Raw genomic sequence first — 18,927 nt, forward strand, 5'->3', positions numbered from 1 at the left:
AACGAGTTGGAGTTCTAGGACGCCATGGACGACATCGCGCGGCCGCCGGCCGCCCCTCCCGGACCGCAGCCCGCCCCCGCACCGGCGCCCGCCAGTGCCCCCGCACCGGCGCCCGCCGGGCTGATACGGGACCTGCTGCCGTCCTGCGCGGTGTCGGTGGACCTGTTCGGCGACGTCCTGGACGGTGAGCGGCACCCCGAGGCGCGGCTGTTCCCCGAGGAGGAGGCGGCGATCGCGAAGGCGGTCGACAAGCGGCGCCGCGAGTTCACCACCGTACGGTTCTGCGCCCGGCGCGCGCTGGCCGGGCTCGGGTACGGCCCGGTGCCGTTCGTCCCCGGCGAGCGCGGCGCGCCGAGCTGGCCGTCCGGTGTGGTCGGGAGCATGACCCACTGCGACGGGTACCGGGCCGCGACCGTCGCGCCCGGCACGGAGGTCGCGTCGCTCGGCATCGACGCCGAGCCGGCCCTCCCGCTGCCGCAGGGCGTGTTCGACGTGGTGACCATCGAGGCGGAGCACGGGCGGCTCGACGCGCTCGCGCGCACCCGCCCCGACGTTCCCTGGGACCGGCTGCTGTTCTGCGCCAAGGAGGCCGTCTACAAGGCGTGGTTCCCGCTCACCCGGCGCTGGCTCGGCTTCGAGGAAGCCCATGTGACACTCCGTGAGGACGGCGGGTTCACGGCGCGGCTGCTCGTTCCCGGACCGACGGTCGGCGGCCGGCAACTGGACGGGTTCACCGGCCGGTGGCTGGTGCGCGACGGCATCGCGGCCACCGCCGTGGTCGTGGCGCACCCGTAGGCCGCCCGGGCCCGAGCGGCAGGGACAGCAGGAAGGGCCGCGGCCCGCGACCTCCCGAAGGAGGCACGCGGGCCGCGGCCCGTGCCCGGACATCCCGGGCGCCGTCGCGTGCCGCGACTACTGCACCGGGGCGGAGCGCCCGCTCAGGTGCCCGCGCAGCAGCGCGATGATCGGTGCGATGTGCTGGCTGAGGAAGAAGTGCCCGCCCGGGTACACCTCGAACTCGAAGCCGCCGGTGGTGTGCGCCTCCCACGTCCTGGCCTCGTCCAGCGTGGTCTTGGGATCGTTGTCGCCGGTCAGCACGGTGATGGGGCTGCTCACGGTCACCGACGGGTCGCAGCCGTAGAGCTCGGCGACCTGGTAGTCGGCGCGCAGCGCCGGCAGCGCGGCCCGCATCAGCTCCTCGTCTTCAAGCAGGACGGACACGGTGCCCTCGCCCGCCCGCAGTTCGGCGATCAGACCGGCGTCGTCGAGCCGGTGCAGCGCCTCGTCCCGGTGGGTGGACGGCCCGCGGCGCCCGGACGCGACGATCCGGGCCGGCGGCCGCCCGCCCGCCTCCAGCCGGCGGGCCACCTCGAACGCGAGGATGGCGCCGAGGCTGTGGCCGAACAGCGTCAACGGAAGATCGTCCTCCGCCGCCAGGATCTCCGCCACCCGGTCGGCGAGCACGGACATCTCGGTGATCGGCGGCTCGCTGCGGCGGTCCTGGCGGCCCGGGTACTGCACGGCGACGACGTCGAACTCCTTGCCGAGCGCCAGCGACACCGGGCGGAAGTAGGGCGCCGACCCACCCGCGTGCGGGAGGCAGACGAGGCGCGCGGTGGGGGCCTGTGCGGGCACGTAGCGGCGGCACCATTGATTTTCCACGGATGACATGCTGCTCCATCGTCGGGTTCGGCTGTCCGCCGCAAGATAACAAGGCGGTGGACGGCGGCACACCCGGCAGTTGGCCGGAGATCATCGCCCCCGCGTGCGGATCGGAGCGGACCGCGCAGCTCACGGCCGTGCCACCGGGCCGCCGTGGCGCCGCAGTTGAACTTCGAATGTCCGGGACCGTGCCGCACCCCGCGACGGCGCGGCCCCCGGACCCGCGCGGCAGCGGCACCCGTCCGACCGCCGACGCGGCAGCGGTTGAACACGGGGCCAGATCAGGGCAGGTCATCGTACGATCAGTGCGCCCGGTCGGGCAGGGGCGCGGCGCGGGATCGATCGCCGGGTAACGGCACTCCTACGGCTGTTCGCCCCCTCTCGCATGTGGATCGCGACGTGGACGAGCGCTGCCCTGCGGCGTTCGCGGACTGCGGAAGGAGACGTCTGCCATGGCCGTGGTCCGGCTGCTGCGCGGGTTCCTCCGGCCGCACGCGCGCGGCCTCGCGCTGATCGTCGCGCTGGTCGCGGTCCAGGTCGCCGGCAACCTCTACCTTCCCGGCCTCAACGCCGACATCATCGACGACGGCGTGCTGGTGGGGGACGGCGGCCACATCTGGCGCGCGGGCGCGGTGATGCTCGCCGTCGCGCTCGCGGTCAGCCTCGCCGCGTCCCTCGCCGTCCACGTCGCGTCGCGGGTGTCCATGGCGGTCGGCGCGTCGGTGCGCGAGACCGTCTACCGGCGGGTGCTGGCGCTGTCCGAGCAGGAACTGGGCCGTTTCGGCATCCCCACACTGGTCACCCGCAACGTCAACGACGTGCAGCAGGTGCAGCTCTTCCTGCAGATGGCGCTCAACCTCCTGCTCCTGTCGGTGGCCACCGGTGCCGGCGCCCTGGTGATGGCCGTCTGGTACGGCCCCCGGCTGTCGCTGCTGGTGGTGGCGACGCTGCTGGTCATGGCGGTGATCGTCGGGATCATGCTGCTGCTGGTGGTGCCGCTCTTCCGGTCGGTGCAGGACAAGATCGACCGGCTGAACCGGCTGGTGCGCGAGCAGATCACCGGCGCCCGCGTCGTCCGCGCCTTCCTGCGCACCGGCGACGAGGCCGCGCGCCACCGCGAGGTCAACGACGACATGACCCGCACCGCGCTGCGCGCCAACCGGGTCTTCGCCGTGGTGCTCCCCGCGGTGCTCGGCCTGGTCAACCTGACCAGCGTCGCCCTGACCTGGTTCGGCGGCCGGCTGGTCGGCTCGGGCACGATGTCCGTCGGCGATCTGACGGCCTTTCAGGTCTACATCCTCCAGGTGCTGCTCTACATGGGGATCGGGGTCAGCGTCGTCATCCTGCTGCCCCGGGCGGTGGCCGGCGCCGAGCGGATCACCGAGGTGATCGAGGCGCGCCCAGGCACCGCCGACCCGGCCCGGCCGGTCACGCCCGCGACGGCCACCGGCACCGTGGAGTTCCGCGACGTGTCCTTCGGCTACCCCGGCGCCCGGCGTCCCGCGCTCACCGGTCTGACCCTCACGATCCGCCCCGGGCGCACCACCGCCGTCGTCGGCCGTACCGGCAGCGGCAAGACCACCCTGCTCCACCTCGTCCTGCGGTTCTGCGAGGCGACCGGCGGCACCGTCGCGGTGAACGGCACCGACGTCCGGCAGCAGGCCGCCGAGGAGCTGTGGGCCGGGATCGGCCTGGTGCCGCAGACCGCGTTCCTGTTCGCCGGCAGCGTCGCGGAGAACCTGCGGATGGCCCGGCCCGACGCCACCGACGAGCAACTGTGGCACGCCCTTGAGGTCGCCCAGGCCCTGGAGTTCGTCGCCGCCATGCCCGGCGGGCTCGACGCGCCGATCGAGCAGGGCGGGCGCAACGTCTCCGGCGGGCAGCGCCAGCGGCTGGCCATCGCCCGCGCGCTGCTGCGCCGGCCCCGCCTGTACGTCTTCGACGACTGCTTCTCCGCGCTCGACCCGGCCACCGAGGCGCGGCTGCGCGCCGCCCTGCGGGCCGAGACCGGCGACGCGGCCGTGCTGGTCACGACGCAGCGCGCGGCCACCATCACGGCCGCCGACGACATCGTGGTGCTGGACAACGGCACGGTCGCGGGACACGGCAGCCACGCCCGGCTGATCGAGAGCTGCGCGCCGTACCGGGAGATCGTCATGGCGCAGCCGGACGCCGGGGCCGCCGCGTGAACACCCCGGCCGGAGGCGCCGCGGCCCCGGACACCCCCGCCGGCCTCCCGCCCCTGCCCGAGGGCCCGACCGTACCCGCCACCTCCGGCGTACCCGCCACCTCCGTGGGGGCGGCCGGGAGCACGGGCAGCCCTGAGCGTGCAGGAGGCGACGACGGCCGCCCCGACCTCCCCGCCGCCCCCGCGCCCGGCACCTCGGGGCGGTCGGTCCGCTCCGTCCTCCTGGCCGGCGAACGCCTCCGGCTGTTCCTCGTCGCCCTCTTCGGCACCGGCTCGGTCGCCTGCCTCGTGGCCGGCCCGATCCTGCTCGGCACCGCCACGAACATCCTCTTCAGCGGCGTGATCGGCGCCCGCCTGCCCGCTGGGCAGAGCAAGGCCCGGGCGGTCGCCGACCTGCGCGCCCACGGCCACGACCACCTCGCCGCGATGGCCGCGACGATGGACGTGGTGCCCGGCGCCCCGGTGGACCTCGGCCGGCTCGGCCGGGTGCTGCTGGCGGCGGCGGGCGTGTTCCTGCTCGGCGCGCTGCTGGGCTGGGCCCAGAACCACCTGATGGCCGGGGTCGCCATGCGGGTGGTGCACCGCCTGCGCGAGGCGGTCACGGCCAAGCTCCACCGGCTGCCGCTGCGCTACTTCGACCGCCACCCGCACGGCGAGATCCTCAGCCGCGTCACCAACGACATCGACAACGTCACCACCGCCCTCCAGGAGGGCCCGAGCCCGCTGCTCACCTCGGTGCTGACGGTGCTCGGGCTGCTGGGCGTGATGTTCTGGCTCTCCCCGGTGCTGGCCGTCGCCTCCCTGGTGAGCATCCCGCTGCTGATCGCGGCCCTGCTCGCGCTCGCGCGGCGCGCGGCCACCTGGTTCGCCCGGCAGTGGAAGCTCACCGGCGAGCTGAACGCGCTGGTCGAGGAGGGGCACACCGGGCACGCACTGGTCCTCGCCTTCGGGCGGCGGGCGGTGCGGATCGCCGAGTTCGGGCGCCGTAACGACGCGCTGCGCGAGGCGGGGTTCCGCGGCCAGTACCTGTCCGGGCTGACGCTGCCCACGGTGCTGTTCGTCGGCAACCTCAACTACGTGGTGATCGCGGTGCTCGGCGGCTACCGGGTGAGCACCGGCGCGATCTCGCTCGGCGTGGTCCAGGCGTTCATCCAGTTCTCCCGGCGCTTCACCCTGCCGGTCGCCCAGGTCGCCGGACAGGTCGGCCTGATCCAGTCCGGGCAGGCGTCCGCGGCCCGCGTCCTCGAACTGCTCGACGAGCCCGAGGAGCCCGCCACCGGCACCGCCACCGCGCGGCCCACCGAGCCGTACGGCCCGGGCCGCGGCCCCGGCGGCCACCGGGTGGAACTGCGCGGCGTGTCCTTCCGCTACGAGCCGGACCGGCCGCTGATCGAGGACCTCAGCCTGGTCGCCGAGCCCGGCACCACCGTCGCGATCGTCGGCCCGACCGGCGCCGGCAAGACCACCCTGGTCAACCTGCTGATGCGCTTCTACGAGGCCGACGGCGGCAGCATCCTGCTGGACGGCACCGACTACCGGGACCTGACGAGGGAACAGGTCCGGCGGCGCTTCGGCATGGTGCTCCAGGACACCTGGCTGTTCGCCGGCACCATCGCGGAGAACATCGGCTACGGCCGCCGCGACGCGACACGCGAGGAGATCGTGGCCGCGGCGAGGTCCGCCCACGTCGACGACTTCGTCGGCTCGCTGCCCGACGGCTACGACACCGCCCTCGACGAGGACGCGTCGGTGCTCTCCGCCGGACAGCGCCAACTGCTCACCATCGCCCGGGCGTTCCTCGCCGACCCGGGGGTGCTCATCCTCGACGAGGCGACCAGCAGCGTGGACCTCAGCACCGAGGCGATGATCCGCGACGCGATGGACAAGCTCCGGCACGGCCGGACTGGCTTCGTCATCGCGCACCGGCTGTCCACGGTGCGCGACGCGGACCTCATCGTCGTCATCGACGCGGGCCGCGTCGTCGAGCAGGGCACGCACGACGAACTCCTGGCCCGGCGCGGTGCCTACCACCACCTGCACGCCGGCCAGTCGGTGGACCGGACGGAGGTCCCACAAGAAAGGTGCTCGATGCCGACATCCGATGCCCCGCAGTCGCCGCCGCGGGAGGAACCCGCACCGCGGCCGGCGACGGCCCAGCCGACCGCGCCGCCCGAGAGCGCGCCGCCGTCGGCTGCGGCCGCGGCCGCGCAGTCCGTGGCGACGGCGACCGCCCTGCCCGACGCCCCGCCGCCCGAGACCGCGGCACCGCGTGACGCCGGCCCGCGGGCGGCCGGTCCGGCCACCGGCAGGCGCGAGCCCGAAGCACTCGACCGGCGGGTCGTCTGGGTCTCCGTGGCCGTCTTCGCCCTGCTCCTGGGGCTCGCGAGCCGCTACGGCTACTTCGTCGACGAGCTGTACTTCCTGGACACCCTGCACCACCTGTCCGCCAGCTACGTCGACCAGCCCGCGCTGGCGCCGCTGCTCATGCGGGTGGAGGTGGCCTTGTTCGGCACCTCGGTCACCGCGATCCGCGTCCTTCCGGCGCTCGCCGCGGCGGCCACCGTACTGGTCGGCGGCCTGACCGCACGCGAGTTCGGGGGCACCCGCCGCGCCCAGTTCGTCACCGCGCTCGGTGTCGGCACCATGCCGGTGCTGCTCTCCAGCGCCCACGTCGCCAACACCACCTCCTACGACCTGCTCGCCTGGGCCGCGTTCGCGCTGGTGGCCCTGAAGGTCGAGCGCACCGGCGAGCAGCGCTGGTGGCTGGCCGGGGGAGTGGTGCTCGGCCTCGGCATGACCGACAGCCGGCTCATCGCCTCCTTCGCCCTCACCCTCGTCATCGGGCTGCTGATCACCGGCGGCCGCTCCCTCGTGCTCAACCGCTGGGCTCTGGCCGGCGGCGTGATCACGGTGCTCTTCGCCCTCCCCGACCTGTGGTGGCAGACCCGGCACGACTGGGCCGGCCTCACCTTCACCCACACCCTCAACCAGCAGAACGGCGGCGCCGGCAACATCTCCACCTGGATCATCGGGCAACTGCTGCTGGTGACCCTCGCCCTGCTGTGGGTGTGGATGGTCGGCGTGCGCCACATGTGGCGCAGCGGCAACCCGATGTGGAAGGCGCTGATCTGGTCGTACGCCATCCTGTTCGTGCTGTTCGCCGCCACCACCGGGGCACGCATCTACTACCTGGCCGGCGCGTACGTCTTCCTGCTCGCCGCCGGCGCCGTCGCCCTCGACGGCTGGCTGGAGGTGCGCCGACGGCGCATCGTGCTGACCGCCGCCTCCGTGGTGACCACCGCGCTGATGCTCGTCGTGGGCCTGCCGCTGCTGCCGGTGAACGACATCGGATGGACCTACGGCGTCAACCGCAACCTCGGAGACACCGTCGGCTGGCCGCAGCTCGTGGCGTCGGTCGACACCGCGTGGCACGACCTGCCGGCCGAGCAGCGCGCCTCCGCCGTGATCTACACGCAGAACGACGGCGAGGCCGGCGCCATCAACCACCTCGGCAGGGACCTGCCGACGGCGGTGAGCGCCCAGAACACCAACTGGTGGTGGGGGCCGGGCAACCCGAAGGCGACCACGGTGCTGGCCGTCGTGCCCGGGCCGGTCGGCGGGAAGGGCTACGCGGCCGACCTGCGCAAGGACTTCGGCAGCGTCCGCGAGGTCGGCCGACTCAGCAACCCCTACGACATCCACAACAAGGAGTACGGCGGCCACATCTACGTGTGCACCGACCCGCGCGAGCCGTGGGGCGAGCTGTGGAAGTCGCTGCTGCACTACGCGACATGACCGGGCGCGGCGGCGGTCCGGGCGGGCACCGGTCCACCCGTACCGCCGCCGACTCCCGTGCGCCCGGGCCCCGTTGGGCGGAGCCCCCGCGCACCGGGACCCGTGGACCGGAGCGCGGCGGCCGAGCCGGCCGACGCGCCGACCCCACGACGTCCTGATCCCACGACGTTTCGACCCCCGTCACCCCTGCCTCGGCCCTTCCAGGCCACCACGCTCCACCGGCCCCCTCCCCGGCTCCGCGCCGGGCGGGCCCGTCCCGACCGCCTCCGGGCATCCGCGCACGACGAACCCCCGAAGGAGCGCACGCGATGGAAGTGTCAGGGCCGGGGCCCGCGCCGGGCCCGGCGGACGACCCGCGCCGGCCGCTCGCCGCGGCCGACCGCCGCCTGCTCGCGGCCGCCCGCGCGCTCGGCGACGTATCGCCGGTGGCCCGGGCCGCCCGCGGGCTGTCCACGGCAGGCGACCACGGCGCCGTGTGGCTCGCCGCCGGCCTGGCCGCGGCCGCCCTCGACCCGCACCGGCGCGGCCCGTGGCTGCGCGCCACCGCGCTGGTGGCCGGCGCGCACCTGGGCAGCATGGCGGTCAAGCGGATCGTCCGCCGGCCCCGGCCCGAACCGCCGGGCGGCCCGCTGGTCCGCACCGCCGGACGCCACAGCTTCCCCAGCTCGCACGCCGCCTCCGCGGCGGCCGCGGCGGTCGCCTTCCGCTCCCTGGCGCCCTGCCCGCCCGCCGTGGCGGCGGCGGCCCTGGGGATGTGCGCCTCGCGGCTGGTCGTCGGCGTCCACTACCCCTCGGACGTCCTCGCCGGTGCCGCGTTCGGCGCGGTCGCCGCGACCCTCGGCCGAACCTGGGCGACGGGCGAGGCGCGCCATGGCTGAGCCCAGGACCACCGCGGCACTCGACCACCCGGCCCGGCCGGGCCAGCGGTTCGTGCGCAACTCCCCGCTGACCGGGCTGCTGCGCACCGCCCGCCCCCGGCAGTGGGTGAAGAACGTCCTCGTGCTCGCGGCACCCACCGCCGCCGGGCGGACCTTCAGCACGGGCGTGCTGCTGCACCTCGTCGAGACGTTCGCGCTGTTCTGCGTGGCCTCCTCGGCCGTCTACCTCGTCAACGACGCGCAGGACGTCGAGGCCGACCGCGCCCACCCGACCAAGCGCCACCGCCCGGTGGCCGCCGGCCGGGTGCCGGTGCCGCTCGCCTACGGGGCCGGGGGCGCCCTGGCGGCCGCCGCCCCCCTCGCCACCGCCCTGCTCTGCAACGCCCCGACGGCACTGGTGCTGGCCGCCTACGTGGTCATGCAACTGCTGTACTGCTTCCGGCTGAAGCACGTACAGGTGGTGGACCTCGTGGTGGTCACCACCGGGTTCCTGATGCGCGCGGCGATCGGCGGACCGGCGACCGGCGTCCCGCTGTCCCGCTGGTTCCTGATCACCACGGGCTTCGGCGCACTGCTGATGGTCTCCGCCAAGCGCTACTCGGAGCTGACCGCCCTGCGCGGCGACGCGGCCCGCAGCCGCGCCCTGCTCGCCTCCTACACCGCCGGCTACCTGCGCTTCGTGTGGCAACTCGCGGCTGCCGTCGCGGTGTTGAGCTACTGCCTGTGGGCCCTGGAGGCACCGCCCGCGCTGCCCCGGGACACCCTGCTGTGGCGGCAGCTGTCCATCATCCCCTTCGTGCTCGGGGTGCTGCGCTACGCGATGTTCGCCGACCGCGGCGAGGCCGGCGCGCCCGAGGACGTCGTCCTGCGCGACCGCCCGCTACTGGTGACCGCGGCGGTGTGGGCGGCGCTGTACGGCCTGACGCTCGCCAGGATCTGACCGGCCGGGCACGGCGGAGGGATCGCCAGTGGACGCCGGAGGAAGGCCCCCCGGGGCCCCTGGGAAGCCCCGCCGGACAGGTCCTAGACGAGGCCGCGGCGGCGGGCGTAGCTCCTCGCCGCGGCGCGGTCACGGGAACCGGTCTTGAGGAAGATCCGGTTGATGTGCGACTTCACGGTGTGCTTGCTCAGGAAGAGCCGGTCGGCGATCTCCGGATTGGTCAGCCCCTGCGCGATCAGCGTCAGGATCTCCGCCTCGCGCCGCGTCAGGCTGTCGGTCAGCACCGGTTCCCCGGCGGCGGGCACCGGGGCCGGCTGCGCCGGGACGCCGCCCGACGCGACGTCGAGGAGCGCCGCCTGCACGCGCGGATCGAACACGGCGAGCCCGTCGGCGGCCGCCGTCAGGGCGTGGGCGATGTCGGTGCGGTCCGCGTCCTTCGTGAGGTAGCTGCGCGCGCCGGCCCGCAGCGCTTCGAGCAGCGAGGCGTCGTCGAGGTAGCTGGTGAGCACGACGACCGCCACCTCGGGATGGTCCGCCGTGAGGATCCGGGTCGCCTCGATGCCGCCGAGCCCGGGCATGTGCAGGTCGAGCAGGATCGCGTCCGGCCGGTGCTCGGCGACCTTCGCCACGGCCTCCCGGCCGTCGGCGGCGGACGCCACCACGTCGATCTCGGGGAGCGCGCCGAGGAGGGCCACCAGCCCCTCGCGCACGCTCGCCTGGTCGTCGGCGACCACGATGCGCACAGGTCCGCCGGGCACGGGCTTCATCGCTCGCTCTCTCCGGGCTCGGGTAGGGGGAGTTGGCAGCTCGGCGGACCGATCCGCGTGCTGCCCCGAACGCCCAAGCCGAGGCTACCGCGTAGCGGCCCCGGTGTTCACGGATCGCGGTCGGACCGTACGACCTGTGTCACTGGCGGGCCCACGTGACGCGGGCCCGAACCCGCCCCCCCGCTCCTACCGGTCGCGGAACCGGCCCCGGTCGCGCCGGCCGCGCCCCCGGTCACCGCCGAGCAGGCCGCCGCCGCCGAGGAGCCCCCCGCCGTCCAGCAGGCCGCCGCCGCGGCCGCCGCGCCCGCGGTCGCCGTCGCGGCCCCGGTCGTACCGCTCCCGGTCGTAACGGTCCCGGTCCGGTTCGTAGCGGTCACGGTCGTACCGGTCCCGCTCGTAGCGGTCGCGGTCGTACGACGCGGCGCGCTCGCGGTCGTACCGCTCGCGGTCGTCGCGCTCCCGGTCCGCGCGCTCGCGGTCGTAGCGCTCCTGCTCGTAGCGGTCGCGTGCGTACCGGTCCCGGTCGTAACCCCCGCCGGGGGCACCGCCGTTCGCCGCGCCGCCGAGCAGGTCGGACAGCAGGCCGCCGCCGCCACCGCCCTCCGGGGCGAAGGGGATGCCCATCGCCATGGCGCGCGGCACGATGACCGCGGCCTGGCCGAGACGGTTCACGCCCAGGCTGAAGAGCAGCGTCGAGGTGGACGCGGCGATGTGCGCGTCCATCGAACCCGCCACCGCCATCACGACCAGCCGCCAGCCGATCAGCGCCGCCCACAACCACAGCCAGCGCATCGGGAGTTGGGCCCACAGATAGCCGCCCCGGGACTCCAGCCGGGTGCAGGCACCGAAGGCGCAGCCGATCAGCGCCGAGCCCGCGGTGCCGATGATCAGGCAGGTGATGTCGACGGCCTGGAGATGGGCGTGCGCCAGGTGCAGGTCGGTGAAGCCCACCACGGTGAGTACCAGGGGCAGCACCACCGCGCGCTTCGCGCGCAGCAACTCCCCCTGTACCTGCCGGAAGATGACGTAGGCGACGATGCCGACGACGAGCAGGACCTCGGTCGCGGACACGGATCAATTCCTCCCATCGGAGCCCGCTCCGAAGCCGGACGGGCGACGGGCGACTCGTGCCACCGGCGCGGAAGAGCGCCGACGCGGCGCACGCCGACCCGTCGGCAGCCGACGAGCCGGGCGGCTGCGTGCGGGCCGGATGACGGCGTATCCGCCGGATGACGGCGTACGTGCCGACAAGCAGAGTCTACGGTCGGTGCCGGTGCTGAAGTCCGCCGTTCGAGGGTCGAGTTGCGGTATGAGATCTTGAACGCACCGGTACTAGTACCGGAGCATGAGTATCCGGGCTCGCCCGGCGTACATAAACTTCACGCCGGTACGAGATCTGCTCCCGCCGCACGACGGGAGCCCACAGCGCCGGGCCGCGCACAACGCCGCCTGGACGCTGGTGTACGCGCAATCTACGATCGGGGGATCGCGGACATGTCAAACACCCATGGCCTGATGGCGGCGGGGCTTCTCGAAAGGGAAGCGGAACTCTTCGACGGAACCAGCGAGGAAGCGTTCCTGTACGCCGTGCGGGACCACGTCGGCCATGGCTATCCGCTCTCCCAGACGGGCCGGCGGGCCGCGGCCAAGCGCATCATCGCCTCCCACCCGCACCTGTCCGACCGCGCGATCGCCCAGATCGCCGGGCTCGGCGCGAAGACCGTGGCCGCGCTGCGCGGCCGCTCCGACGACCAGGCGCCCGCCGTGGAGGCCCGGGTCGGCCGGGACGGCCGGGTGCGGCCGGTCAACGGCGCGGCCGGCCGGCTGCGCGCGGCCGAGCTGCTGGCCGAGCACCCGCACGCCTCGCTGCGCGAACTGGCCCGGATGGCGGGCGTCTCGCCGGCGACGGTCAGCGACGTGCGCAAGCGGCTGAACGCCGGACTCGGCCCCGTGCCCGGTCGGCAGGCGGCCGGCCGGGACCGGGACCGCGTCGGCCCCGCGGACCGGCGGTCCGCGCGGCGCGGCGCCGAACCCGCGAGCCGCACCGGCGGTCCGGGCCGGGCACCGGCGTCCGCCCCGGCCGAGTGGGCGCGCCCGGCCGGCGCCGCCCGTCCGACGCGGCAGCCGCACCCCTCCCGGCCGGGCGCGCCCGCCGACCCGATGGCCGTGAACGCGGCGGCGATGCTGCTGACGAAACTGGCCCGGGACCCGTCGCTGCGCCAGCACGACACGGGGCGACGGCTGCTGGTGCTGCTCCAGTCCTGCACCACGGGGGCCCGCGACCTCAACGACCTCGTCGAGGTGGTGCCGCCGCACTGCACGAACCACATGAAGCAGCTCGCCCACCAGGTCGCCCAGATGTGGCTGGACTTCGCCCGGGAGCTGAACCAGCCCGGCGCCGTGGGCTGAGCACCGCCCGCCGTCCCCGCCCGCCGCACGGCCGGCCCGCCCTCGCGGGCGCGGCCGGCCGGCCCCGAGCCGTCGCCCCGCGTCCGCGTCCCGCGGCGCGGGGGCGGGCCGTATCGCGCCGCACCCGGGGTGCGGGGTCCGGCCCGCCCGGATCGGCCCCTGTCAGAGGGGGATACGGCGGAACAGCGGGCGCGGCAGGTGGCGCATCCCCGACATGACCAGGCGCAGCGCGCCCGGTACCCACACCGTCTCGCTGCGCCGCCGCAGGCCCGCCACGACCGCCTCGGCCACCGCTTCGGCGGTCGTGGCGAGCGGAGCCTCCTTCATGCCCGCGGTCATCCGGGTCCGGACGAAGCCCGGGCGGACGACCATCACGTGCACCCCGTAGCCGTGCAGCGCGTCGCCGAGTCCCTGGGCGAAGGCGTCCAGCCCGGCCTTCGACGAGCCGTAGATGAAGTTGGAGCGCCGGGCCCGCTCGCCCGCCACCGACGACAGCACCACCAGGGAGCCGTGGCCCTGCGCGCGCAGCGCGTTCCCGCAGACCAGCCCCGCCGACACCGCGCCGGTGAAGTTGACCTGCGCCACGCGGGAGGCGGCGGCCGGGTCGGCCTCGTCGCGCTCCTGGTCGCCGAGGACGCCGAAGGCCATCAGCACGCAGTCCACGTCGCCCTCGGCGAACACCTTGCCGAGCGCCTCCTCGTGCGTCTCCGGCCGGGCGGCGTCGAAGGGGACGACGGTCACCTCCGCGCCCAGCCCGGTCAGTTCGGCCGCCGCCTCCCGCAGCCGGTCGGACGCACGGCCGGCGAGGTGGACGCGGCGGGTGCGGCGCGCGACCAGCCAGCGGGCGACGGCCCGGCCGATGTCGGACGATCCGCCGAGGACGAGCAGGGACTGGGGGGCGCCGAACGCGTCCTTCATGACGGGCACTCCTGCATGACGGGGTACTGCATGACGGGGTACTCCTGATCAGGGGTCAGAGGTCCGGCGGCGGGGTTCAGAGGTCCAGCCGGCGGGCCAGGTCGGACACCAGGACGCCGTCCGGGTCGACCTCGGAGCGCAGCCGCCGGAAGTCGGCCAGCCGCGGGTACATCGCACCGAGCAGTTCCGGCCGCAGCCGGGAGTCCTTGGCGAGGTAGACCCGGCCGCCGGCGTCCGCGACCGTCTCGTCCAGGGCGTCGAGGAAGCGGTCGAGGCCGGGCAGGCCGGCGGGGATGTCGAGCGCGAGGGTCCAGCCCTCCCGCGGGAAGGACAGCCAGCCGGAGCCGCCGGGCCCGAACCGCTTGAGCACCGCCAGGAACGCCGGGTACTTGCGCTCGCTGATCCGCCGTACGATCGCGCGCAGCACGTCCGCACGCTCCGGACCGACCACGAACTGGTACTGCACGAACCCGGGCCGACCGTAGATCCGGTTCCACTCCGGCAACCCGTCCAGCGGGTGGAAGAAGGCCGGGATCGACTGGAGTTCGCCGCGGCGCTCGCGCGGGGCCCGGCGGAACCACAATTCGTTGAACACTCCCACGGTGGACGGTCGCAGCAGACCGCCGGGAATGCCGCGCGGAGCCGCCGGCAGCGAGGGGGTGCGGAACGCGAGCGGGTCGCGCCGGTCCTTCGGCCGCAGGTCGGACAGGCGCGCGTGGTCGCCCCGGGTGATGACGGAGCGGCCGAGCGCAGCGCCCCTGGCCAGCAGGTCGATCCACGCCACCGAGTAGCGGTAGCGGTGGTCGGTGGCCGCCAGGCGCGCCATCAGGTCGTCCAGGTTCGCCGCGCGTTCGGTGTCCACCCGCATCCTGGTGGTCTCCACCGGAAGCAGCCGCAGGGTCGCGCCGAGCACCACCCCGGTCAGCCCCATGCCGCCCGCGGTGGCCTCGAAGAGCGCGTCACCGGGCGAGACCGTGCGGACGCCGCCGTCCGGCAGCAGCAGCTCCATCGACTCGACGTGCCGGGTGAACGCCCCGCTGACGTGGTGGTTCTTGCCGTGGATGTCGGCGCCGACCGCTCCGCCGACCGTCACGAACCGGGTCCCGGGGGTGACCGGCACGAACCAGCCCAGCGGCAGCAGCACGTGCATCAGTCGGTGCAGGCTCACCCCGGCGTCGCAGACCACCAGACCGCGCTGCGCGTCGATCGAACGGATCCGGTCGAGGCCGGTCATGTCGAGGACGGCGCCGCCGGCGTTCTGCGCGGCGTCCCCGTAAGCGCGCCCCAGGCCCCGCGCCACCGCGCCGCGCGGTCCGGCCTGCGCCAGCGCGCGCACCGCCTCCTCGCGGGTACGCGGCCGCAGCACGCGGGCCGTGGTCGGCGCGGTGCGCCCCCAACCGGCAAGTGAACGGACAGGCATGGCTGCGACCGTACCAGCGCGCCGGGGGAGTACCGAGCGGTGAAGGCGGCGGCCGCACTTGGCCGTTTCCGGAGATCCGATTTCCGCTGCCGGGCGGCGTGTTCAACTGCATCGGTGGGCCGGCGGACGCGTCGCTAAAATCCTCACCAATGTGTCAGGCGAGGTGTCTGACCACTGGTGATCTCCGTGTGGTGTCGATGGCCGTCGGAATTCAAAGGGATTCGTCGGCGACATGACGCGTGGAATCTCAGTCATGGGGGTAAGAGGATGGCTGTTGGTCGGGTGGTCCGGTTCGACGGGATGCGCGGGTACGGCTTTATCGCGCCGGATCGTGGTGGGGATGATGTGTTCCTGCACGTGAATGACCTGCTCTTTCCGGAGTCTTCCGTGCGGTCGGGTCTGGCGGTGGAATTCGAGGTCGAGGACGGCGGGCGCGGACTGAAGGCTTCCGAGGTGCGGATCGCGCCGGGAGCGGCGCAGGCGGCGGAAGGCGCGCCCGCGCGGGCGGGGATACCGGGGCCGCGCACACCGGTGGCGCCCGAGGTCCCGGTGGGCGATGCGGGCAGCACGGCACCCGCCGGGGACGTCCAGGAGAAGACGTGCGACCTGCTCAGCGCGGCGGAGTACGGCGGCGAGGTGACCGAACTGCTGCTGGCCTCGGCGCCGGAGCTGACCGGACGGCAGATCGTCGCCGTAAGGGAGAGCCTGGTGGCCTTCGGCAGGCAGCAGGGCTGGGTGGAGGACTGACCCGCCCGCCGGCGCCGCCGGCACCACCGATCCCTCCGGTACGAACAGCGGGCTGAAAGACCGTACGAACGGGTGCCGCGCGCACCCGTGTTCGGACCAGGGCCGGGTGCGCCCGTCGCACCCGGCCCTTTCTGTTGGCCGGCGGGCGGGACGACGGCCCGCCGGTGGGGAATCACCGGGCGGTCTCCGCGGGCGGTCGCGCGCGGAGACCGCCCGGCACACTCCCGGAGCAAGTGCGGAAACGGCAATGTCCAGAGAGTGAGGATGATCATGCGGTCGAATGCTGTTCCCAACGTTTTCCTCAGCGGCGGTTCCAGCCCGTACCTCGGTGAGCGGGACCGGTTGCGCTATCTGCCGGACCTCACCGTGGACGCGGTGAAGGTGCTCTGCGGGAACCGCTACGAGCACTTCGAGGCGAACACCGAGACCACCGTCATCGACGACCGCGAGTTGCGGGTCTTCGAGTGGACGCGCTGTACCTACGTGGCGGAGTAGCGGCGGCACCGGACCCGCATTCCGCACCGGCTTCGACGGGGCGTCTGTTTCAGGTGCCACCCGGTGCGTACGCGCCACCGCCGATCCCCTCCGGAGGAAGCCGCGCCGACGACGGCGAACCGGTCACACGGCCGACGGCCCGTGTGCCCGGTTCGGCTGCCCGGTTCGGGCAGAGCTGTTCAACTGAGCCGTCACCACGGTTGAACAGGTTTTCGACGGTGAGCAGGGGTCGGCGCCCGGGGGGTCCCCGCCCGGTCGGCCGCCTCCCGGACACGCACGGCTCATGCCGACGCCGACAAAGTCCGGTTCTGCACGGCTCCGCCGACTACCCGCCGTGTTCGCCGCCCGCCGGCGCCCGGTGAGTCCTGCGAGGTATCGAGGGAAGAGTTCCGAGTACCTGGTTTGCGAGGTTTCGCCTTCCGGCCACGAATTCGTAAACGTGGCCGGAAGCTTCCCTAGTAGAGTGCGGGCTGTTAGCCTGGCACGGCCCGCAACAATCATATACCTGCCCGGATTTGACGGAGGGTTGCTGCCTTTTTGCTGCAGAATTTTCGGCGTAGTCGTCATGGGGGTGCAGTATGGGCGATGTTGCCCAGAGTGTAATACGCGCTGAAGCGGATGAATTGCACGACAGACAATCGAATATCGTTTCAGTGCCCATCGTACAGGTTCTTCCGGGCGACTCGCCCCGTTTGGAGGGCGAGGACAAGACCCACGTCTTAAGGCTCGCGGCAGTGGAGACCCAGCTCCCGCCGATCATGATCGACCGGCGGACCATGCGGGTGATCGACGGTATCCACCGTCTGATGGCGGCATCGATCAAGGGCCAGAGCTACATCGACGTCGAGTTCTTCGACGGAAGTCGCGAGGACGCGTTCCTCAAGGCGGTTGAGGCGAATGTCGAACACGGTCTCCCGCTGACGCAGGCAGATCGTACCGCGGCCGCGCTCCGCATTCTCAAGTCCCACCCGAACATGTCGGACCGGGCCATCGCGAAGTCCACCGGACTCGGCGCCCGGGCGGTCGCGGAACTGCGCCGCTCCTCGGAATCCGTGCCGAAGCTGAATTTCCGGGTGGGCCGCGACGGAAAGGTCCGGCCGCTGGACGCGGCGAAAGGACGGCTGCGCGTGGCGGAACTCATCAAGGAGAACCCGGAGGCGTCCCTGCGCCAGGTGGCCCGCAGGGCCGGGGTCTCGCCGGCGACGGCGCTCGACGTGCGGCGGCGGCTGGAACGCGGGGAGAAACCCGTGCCGAGCCAGGGCGGCACCGCGACCTGCGAGACGGTGACCCCGAGAGATCCGCTGCCGGGCGTCACGCTCGAAAAGCTCATGCGCGACCCCTCGTTGCGCCAGAGCGAACTCGGGCGGCGGCTGCTGCGGATGCTCAAGGAGAACGTGGTCGGCGGGCAGGACATGACCGACATCGTGGCGTCGGTGCCCTCGCACTGCATCGACCTCGCCATCCAGCTCTCCCGGCACAACTCCCGCATCTGGGAGGACTTCGCCCAGGAGCTGAAACGGCGGTCGCAGGCACTGAGCCCGGAGTAGGACACGGTCGGCGGGGGTGACGGCGCAGGCGCCGCGCCGTCACCCCCGCCGACCTGTCCTTCCCCGACGGCCCGTCCTTCCCCGACGGCCCGCGGTGTGTGATGCTGCGTCGGATGCCTCTCAACTCAGAATCGCCTCCGCGCCTCCTGGCCCTGAGCGACATGCACGTGGGATATCCGGAGAACCGCGCCCTCGTCGAGAACCTGCGCCCGGAGGTCCCGGGCGACTGGCTGATCGTCGCCGGCGACGTCGGCGAACTGTTCGCCGACATCGAATGGGCGCTGGGCGTGCTCGTCGAGCGCTTCGCCAAGGTGATCTGGGTGCCCGGGAACCACGAGCTGTGGACCCACGGACGCGACACCGTCGACTGGCGCGGCGAGGAGCGCTACCGCCGCCTCGTCGAGATGTGCCGCCGCCTCGGCGTCGTCACCCCCGAGGACCCGTATCCGGTCTGGACCGGTCCGGGCGGCCCCGTCACCGTCGCGCCGCTCTTCCTGCTCTACGACTACTCCTTCCGGCCCGCCGGGGCCCGCACGAAGGAGGAGTCGCTGGCCATCGCCTACGACACCGGCATCGTGTGCAGCGACGAGTCCCTGCTCCAGCCGGACCCGTACGAAAGCCGCGAAGCCTGGTGCTGGGCGCGTGTCGAGGAGACCGAACGGCGCCTGAAGGAGTTGGACGCCGGCCACCCGCTGGTGCTCGTCAACCACTGGCCGCTGGTGCGGGAACCGACCCGCATCCTGCGCTACCCGCAGTTCGCCCAGTGGTGCGGCACCGACCGGACCGCCGACTGGCACACCCGCTTCAACGCCCTCGCCGTCGTCTACGGGCACCTGCACATCCCCCGGACCACCTGGCACGACGGCGTACGGTTCGAGGAGGTCTCGGTCGGCTACCCGCGCGAGTGGCGCCACCGCGCCGACCGGCCCAGCATCCCCGACCATCCCGCCATCCCGCGGCAGATCCTGCCGGTCCCGGCGGCGCCCGCACCGAGCGGCACCGGCGTCTTCCGGTGAACCGGGCGGGCGGCCGAACCGCCGCCCGCCCCCGCATACGGAAAATCCGGGAAATCGGTGCGCGCCGCGCGCGGAATAGCGCGGTCGCGCGTCACCGGCCTTCGCCGCGTTTTCGAATCGGCCGCTGACGAACCCTCACTACGCG

At 73.6% G+C, this 18,927-nt stretch carries 15 protein-coding genes; 10 read left to right on the top strand and 5 right to left on the bottom strand.

Features of this window, described 5'->3' with window-relative positions; translation table 11 throughout:
• Window positions 1-24: 24 nt before the first annotated feature.
• Window positions 25-795: a 4'-phosphopantetheinyl transferase family protein gene (locus tag RVR_RS35945; RefSeq protein WP_430393206.1), complete on the top strand. Its 771-nt coding sequence runs from the start codon at window positions 25-27 to the stop codon at window positions 793-795.
• A 117-nt stretch (window positions 796-912) separates the two neighbouring features.
• Here RVR_RS35945 and RVR_RS35950 read toward each other — a convergent pair whose 3' ends face one another.
• The gene (locus RVR_RS35950; protein ID WP_202238187.1) at window positions 913-1,671 is read right to left on the bottom strand and encodes a thioesterase II family protein; all 759 of its coding nucleotides are present in this window, start codon (window positions 1,669-1,671) and stop codon (window positions 913-915) included.
• A gap of 443 nt (window positions 1,672-2,114) precedes the next feature.
• On the opposite strand from RVR_RS35950, the gene RVR_RS35955 reads away from it, so the two are divergent.
• The 4 genes from RVR_RS35955 to RVR_RS35970 all read left to right on the top strand — a co-directional run bounded on the left by RVR_RS35955 (window position 2,115) and on the right by RVR_RS35970 (window position 9,463).
• Entirely contained in the window at window positions 2,115-3,851 is a 1,737-nt protein-coding gene (locus tag RVR_RS35955; RefSeq protein ID WP_202238188.1) for an ABC transporter ATP-binding protein, read from the top strand.
• A complete protein-coding gene (locus RVR_RS35960) occupies window positions 3,848-7,645 on the top strand; it encodes an ABC transporter transmembrane domain-containing protein (RefSeq protein ID WP_202238189.1) in 3,798 nt (1,265 codons plus the stop codon). Before RVR_RS35955 ends, RVR_RS35960 begins: the two co-directional genes overlap by 4 nt.
• Window positions 7,646-7,953: 308 nt before the next feature.
• A complete protein-coding gene (locus RVR_RS35965) occupies window positions 7,954-8,523 on the top strand; it encodes a phosphatase PAP2 family protein (protein WP_202238190.1) in 570 nt (189 codons plus the stop codon).
• On the top strand, window positions 8,516-9,463 hold the full coding sequence (locus RVR_RS35970; protein ID WP_202238191.1) for a decaprenyl-phosphate phosphoribosyltransferase: 948 nt from the start codon (window positions 8,516-8,518) through the stop codon (window positions 9,461-9,463). Before RVR_RS35965 ends, RVR_RS35970 begins: the two co-directional genes overlap by 8 nt.
• 83 nt (window positions 9,464-9,546) lie before the next feature.
• Here RVR_RS35970 and RVR_RS35975 read toward each other — a convergent pair whose 3' ends face one another.
• Window positions 9,547-10,230: a response regulator transcription factor gene (locus RVR_RS35975; RefSeq protein ID WP_202238192.1), complete on the bottom strand. Its 684-nt coding sequence runs from the start codon at window positions 10,228-10,230 to the stop codon at window positions 9,547-9,549.
• 186 nt (window positions 10,231-10,416) lie between these two features.
• Window positions 10,417-11,301, bottom strand: coding sequence for a hypothetical protein (locus RVR_RS35980; protein WP_202238193.1), 885 nt, complete (start codon window positions 11,299-11,301; stop codon window positions 10,417-10,419).
• Between the two features lie 423 nt (window positions 11,302-11,724).
• Between RVR_RS35980 and RVR_RS35985 the strand changes: the two genes are divergently transcribed.
• Window positions 11,725-12,639, top strand: coding sequence for a transcriptional regulator (locus RVR_RS35985; protein WP_202238194.1), 915 nt, complete (start codon window positions 11,725-11,727; stop codon window positions 12,637-12,639).
• Window positions 12,640-12,801: 162 nt separating this feature from the next.
• Here RVR_RS35985 and dprE2 read toward each other — a convergent pair whose 3' ends face one another.
• Together dprE2 and dprE1 are read right to left on the bottom strand one after the other, a co-directional pair.
• Window positions 12,802-13,557 carry a decaprenylphospho-beta-D-erythro-pentofuranosid-2-ulose 2-reductase gene (dprE2, locus tag RVR_RS35990; RefSeq protein ID WP_202238195.1) on the bottom strand — a complete coding sequence of 252 codons (756 nt, stop codon included), beginning with the start codon at window positions 13,555-13,557 and terminating at the stop codon, window positions 12,802-12,804.
• Window positions 13,558-13,633: 76 nt separating this feature from the next.
• A complete protein-coding gene (gene dprE1 / locus RVR_RS35995; protein ID WP_202238196.1) occupies window positions 13,634-14,977 on the bottom strand; it encodes a decaprenylphosphoryl-beta-D-ribose oxidase in 1,344 nt (447 codons plus the stop codon).
• A gap of 267 nt (window positions 14,978-15,244) precedes the next feature.
• On the opposite strand from dprE1, the gene RVR_RS36000 reads away from it, so the two are divergent.
• The 4 genes from RVR_RS36000 to RVR_RS36015 all read left to right on the top strand — a co-directional run bounded on the left by RVR_RS36000 (window position 15,245) and on the right by RVR_RS36015 (window position 18,782).
• Complete coding sequence (locus tag RVR_RS36000; RefSeq protein ID WP_202238197.1) at window positions 15,245-15,724, top strand: cold-shock protein; 480 nt, start codon at window positions 15,245-15,247, stop codon at window positions 15,722-15,724.
• Window positions 15,725-15,994: 270 nt separating this feature from the next.
• Window positions 15,995-16,219, top strand: a complete 225-nt coding sequence (locus tag RVR_RS36005) for a DUF5988 family protein (RefSeq protein WP_237405175.1) — start codon at window positions 15,995-15,997, stop codon at window positions 16,217-16,219.
• A 653-nt stretch (window positions 16,220-16,872) separates the two neighbouring features.
• Window positions 16,873-17,766, top strand: a complete 894-nt coding sequence (locus RVR_RS36010) for a ParB/RepB/Spo0J family partition protein (RefSeq protein ID WP_237405176.1) — start codon at window positions 16,873-16,875, stop codon at window positions 17,764-17,766.
• Between the two features lie 113 nt (window positions 17,767-17,879).
• Window positions 17,880-18,782, top strand: coding sequence for a metallophosphoesterase family protein (locus RVR_RS36015; protein WP_202238199.1), 903 nt, complete (start codon window positions 17,880-17,882; stop codon window positions 18,780-18,782).
• The last annotated feature ends 145 nt before the right edge of the window (window positions 18,783-18,927 follow it).

The organism is Streptomyces sp. SN-593, from assembly GCF_016756395.1.
GTDB classification, from domain to species: Bacteria; Actinomycetota; Actinomycetes; order Streptomycetales; family Streptomycetaceae; genus Actinacidiphila; species Actinacidiphila reveromycinica.